General features: G+C 39.3%; 5 protein-coding genes. 4 read left to right on the plus strand and 1 reads right to left on the minus strand.

Going from position 1 to position 4,200, the window contains the following annotated elements:
* Positions 1–340: 340 nt before the first annotated feature.
* The 4 genes from ACWATR_RS38775 (at position 341) to ACWATR_RS38790 (ending at position 2,447) form a co-directional block, all read left to right on the plus strand.
* On the plus strand, positions 341–502 hold the full coding sequence (locus tag ACWATR_RS38775) for a BRO-N domain-containing protein (protein WP_460345359.1): 162 nt from the start codon (positions 341–343) through the stop codon (positions 500–502).
* Between the two features lie 384 nt (positions 503–886).
* Positions 887–1,210, plus strand: a complete 324-nt coding sequence (locus ACWATR_RS38780) for a hypothetical protein (protein WP_460345347.1) — start codon at positions 887–889, stop codon at positions 1,208–1,210.
* On the plus strand, positions 1,207–1,461 hold the full coding sequence (locus ACWATR_RS38785) for a hypothetical protein (RefSeq protein WP_460345350.1): 255 nt from the start codon (positions 1,207–1,209) through the stop codon (positions 1,459–1,461). The genes ACWATR_RS38780 and ACWATR_RS38785 overlap by 4 nt, the downstream gene beginning before the upstream one ends.
* A 248-nt stretch (positions 1,462–1,709) precedes the next feature.
* A complete protein-coding gene (locus ACWATR_RS38790) occupies positions 1,710–2,447 on the plus strand; it encodes a hypothetical protein (RefSeq protein WP_460345353.1) in 738 nt (245 codons plus the stop codon).
* Positions 2,448–2,847: 400 nt separating this feature from the next.
* Here the strand turns inward: ACWATR_RS38790 and ACWATR_RS38795 are convergent, their stop codons facing one another.
* Entirely contained in the window at positions 2,848–4,017 is a 1,170-nt protein-coding gene (locus tag ACWATR_RS38795; protein ID WP_460345356.1) for a site-specific integrase, read from the minus strand.
* Positions 4,018–4,200 lie beyond the last annotated feature (183 nt).

Below are 4,200 nucleotides of genomic sequence, written 5' to 3' on the forward strand. Positions count from 1 at the left end.
TAGAGCAGAGGACTGAAAATCCTCGTGTCACCGGTTCAAGTCCGGTTCCTGGCATAACTCACAAGCTAAAAGCCTTCTGACATAAGGCATAAACTGGCATAAAACTGACATAAAGCAAAAGTCCAATACCAAAAATATTGGGCTTTTCGCTTTTAAGTATTACTTTACCTGGATTTAACATACCTCGAAACCATATATGGCAAACATTACAGGTCTTACGTCATCCTTTTGCAGTAATGCTTTACTGAGTAAGTTGCTGTGTCTACAGGCAGTCTCAGTGTCAGTGCGCTAGTAAGCAATACCCGTAATTTATGCCAGTTTTTATGTCAGTTAGAGAGAGATACGCTTTGTTGCCCTACGACGGCTAGATAAGGACGAAAAGGGTACGTGTACTATACCTACCCTTGGCGGAAATCAGTCCATGATGTCAATTAACGAGTCAGGCTTGTACTCTCTCGTTCTCACCAGTCGCAAGCCACAAGCAAAGCGCTTTAAGAAGTGACTGACGGCTGAGGTGATTGCAGCAATTTTGCGATCGCTAAACTTACAGCACTCTAATCCCAGATAAACAAGTTGTAGATACTCACAAACTCAAAGTGTTACTTCAGAGTAACACTCTAGATAACACTTTGAATGCTACTACAGACTAACACTTTAACTTTGAGCATATACATCTAATTTCTACTCCTAACTACAGATATCTGCAAGAAAGTAATTTATTGAGTCACAGTATACGTTGTGGCTTATTCTTTCATTTTTATCACAAAAAAGATTGACGTTTATTTTTTAATGTGACATAAATAATATAAGCACACAACAGCAAGGGATTCAGAGATTCATCGACTCCATAGCGCTGTTAATGCCCTACACCCACAAAAAGGAGACTATGACACCTAGAGGTATCCCAAGTAGCGGTATAAGGAAACCAGGTTCAGGTAGGAAGAAGAAATATAACAGTGAGTTAGTACAAAAATGGGTTCCAACCTCTATCTCTGATAAGTTGGATGACATTTATCTACTTCTCATTGACCTAGAGAAAGAGGTTAATGCATGGGAAAAAATCTGTGAAGAGAAAAGTACTTCACCACGTTATGAGCAAGCACGTAAGCTAGTTTCAACGCTTAGATTGCTTCTGAATAGACTAGGCATTGATGCCAGCAGTATTTATGCACAAGACAGTGAAAACAACAAACAGGAGAATGAATCATGAGTAAGTTAAAACTTTCAGTCAGCAATTCCATTAACTCTCAGAACAGCAAACATTTTATTGAGTTGACCGTGTTCATATTAGGCAATGAGATAAAAACCGAGATTCCAGTAAGCAAGCAACAGTACAAAGCTATTGAACAGGAAAAACAAAATGGTGAAGAAAGATGGAATACTGCTGAGTCGATCGTTGATGATTACCTTAATGAGAATTTTGAAATTGACTATACTCTCAACAGGAGAATCGAACTTTAATCAATCGACTGCCAGAAGCGCTAAAGCTGACTATTCTCAAAAAACAACACACCCCACTAGTTAGCGCTAACAGGGTGTGAAGTAAAAAAAATCAGTGACATTAAAGCAAGTCTATAGTTAGCAATTGTCTTTAATATCATCAATGACTAGACATCATGATGATGCCACAGAGACATTACTTTTGCAATCAATATACACAAACTTTAGTGTCATTGATTCCTAATCACCACACAAAGGAATCGAAAATAATGACATCCATTAACGAACTCAAGCAATACTCAAAAGCTAAACGTGCATCAATTCAAATTGCAGGTATCGAGATAGAAGTGTTTCAGATGCCGAACGGTGAGTATGTAATGAGTCAGACTCAAGTGGCGAATGCCGTAGGTGTATCAAGTTCCTGTATTTTCAGTTTTTTGCATTCCAATGCGGTCAAAGCTTTGCCTAGTAACGGTTCCGAATTTTCAGTAATAGCTGTAGAGGGCAGTAATAAACCAGTTAATATCGTACCTATTGAAGTCGCTTCAGACTTTTGGTTAAGTCAAGTATCCAAAGGCAACGGCAAAGCTCAATCATTGGTGTCAGCGTGTATGCAGGAGGCATTGCAACGTCGTTGTGACACTGCCTTTAATCAAGCCAAAAGTGAACAACAGTACGAACAACAGTCAGCTATCAATAGGGAGTCGTGGGAACAGTCTAGAGAGTACTGTAGGGATATACATTCATCGTTCACCAATAGCTGCATCAGATGGAAGTTTAATGCTGCTATGGCGCACGATGCGATTACCGTAGCCGTCTGTGGCAAGACTGCATCCGAACTAAAAGAGTTAGATGTGATAAATGGTACTTCTGATATTGGACTGAACCATGTAGCTGATAGAGAATTACTTGTCAAAATAGCTAAGGTCAAGTTTCAATTTTCAAAGTACAGGAAAGGTGGAATATACGATCGCATCGGAAGGGCGTTGAGAGACGTTGCCAGATAGCAAAATATCCCCTTATTGACCGTGAGCGTTAAAGGGATGCAAATCAGATGCCTAGCATATCAATGCTGGGCTTTTTTACTGTTCCAGAAGCGCAAGGCAACAGAAAATGTTTTTCTAATACCTTAAGGTATTAGAATATCTTTTTGCGCTAGAGACTATGTAGCGGCTGTATTTTGAAATTTTGGAGTATTGATTAAAAAGTCTAAGCAATAAATTAAATCCTTTTTTTTTAAAGGAAGTATCCCTAAAACCAAAAGTGCTATGCCAGACTAACATTCTGATATAGCACTTTTAGTGTTACTTGAGAGAAAACATAGGGTAACACTTTTAATGTTACTTTGAGTGTTACTGTAGGGTAACACTTTTTGTTTGTGTATATATTCGTCAGACTTTTATAGTTTTAAGTATTTGGCATTGCAATGTCGCTGACATCACCTAAATATCTTTTAGCAATCATATTGGGTGAATTGCCTACCCATTTAGCAACAACCACGCTATCAACACCACTTCTAACCATCATTGTTATAGCGGTATGTCTCATCTGATAAGGGTTCCTATATTCAACATCTGGTAGACTTTTAAGTACTGACTTCCATGCTCTATTAGCAAAGTTGTGCCAGTCTATAAAGCCACCTTTTTTTGCAGGGAATACGAAATCATCTTGTGAATATTTCTCTGGCTTAATCTCGCTCATAACAGATGCTATCCGTTCGTTCACCGTAATAGAACGTTTACTCTGTGTCTTAGTACCCGCTTCTATCTCACCACTGGCTGTTAGCTTTTGACAGAATGTTATTTTTCCGTTCTTGATGTGCTTCCATTGCAGCGCTAATGCTTCTTCAGGGCGACAACCAGTAATGAATAGGAATTCTATTAATGGAGCATAGTAACTGTAATTACTGCTAGCGTAAAATGCCTGGATAATCCGCTTGCGTTCGTCATCACTAAAGGGATTGATGTCATCCTGAGTAGCTGATTTTTTTGTGGATGGTATTAAGTTTCTTAATCCTTCAAAGGTGTTTGACTGCAATTTCTTGCAAGCTACTCCCCACTTACAGCAAGCGTTTATCAGTTTCCATTGTTTTTCAACGCTGCTAGTGGATATCCCTTTGTGGTCACTTACTAACCATTGCATAATATCTACAGCGTCTCTCGCTAGCTTGTGAGGACATTTCCTAAGCTTGTTTTTGATTCGGTCATAATCAATCATGCTGTTAGACTTCAAAGTTTTAGACTTGAACTGCGTGTAATCCTCAAACAGTTGCAGTAAGTCAACTGCATTCACTGATAGTCTTGCGGCAACAATCTCTCTTGCCTCTTGCGCGTCTTGGATAGCAGCTTCCTTTGTCCTACCCTGCATTGCACTAGGTTTGTACTTTGTCAACGTAGAGTCAAAGTATCCGGTTATGCAATCTTGATAAATTCTATGGGCAATTTCCTCAGCTTTTGCGATCGCTAGTTTGTCAGAGTAGCTGCTACCGGGCGTGGGATTAAAACTGTATCGTTTACCAGCATAGGAAAATCTGAGTACTATAGAGCCGTTATTATCCCTTGGTGTAATTTCTCTCATGCTTGCCACCTTTACTTGCTTGTTTACCCTATTCTGGCATAAAGCTGGCATAAACTTGAATGCTTTGAATCAGTAATTAAAGTACAACCCTTGTTTTACAGCGCTTTTCAAGAATATTGAGTCAGGACTGAAAATCCTCGTGTCACCGGTTCAAGTCCGGTTCCTGGCATACTTCACAGCAGT

Source organism: Nostoc sp. UIC 10890 (assembly GCF_054786515.1).